A 331-nucleotide genomic window follows, 5' to 3' on the forward strand; every position below is an offset into this window, starting at 1 on the left:
TTATCAATATGTTCGATAATTACGGATCTAAGCCTTGGACAAAAATCAGTACCTTCTTGAAACAGAACTAGAACAACTCAAAACTCGTGTCGACTCTGAACCGCTGATGATCCTTGAGATTGCTCAGCAATGCCTCGTCAGATCTGAGCAAGTTCTGTTTGAAGAAGGAGCGATCCAATCGCTTATGTTAATGGCAAGATGTTGCTGGAGCCTGATGGATTACCAAAAAGGTTTAAAGTACGTCAAAGAAGCCTATAAGCGCCAAAACCGATTAGACACCGACCTTTTTCTTCCTGAAATCCTTCACTTACATGCGCTCCAATATTGGGGA

1 pseudogene is annotated in these 331 nt (G+C 42.0%); it reads left to right on the plus strand.

Going from position 1 to position 331, the window contains the following annotated elements:
* Positions 1-34: 34 nt before the first annotated feature.
* Positions 35-331, plus strand: a pseudogene (locus A3712_RS21665) (hypothetical protein); the annotation flags it as partial.

Source organism: Vibrio sp. HI00D65 (genome assembly GCF_001635455.1).
In the GTDB taxonomy this organism is placed as follows: domain Bacteria; phylum Pseudomonadota; class Gammaproteobacteria; order Enterobacterales; family Vibrionaceae; genus Vibrio.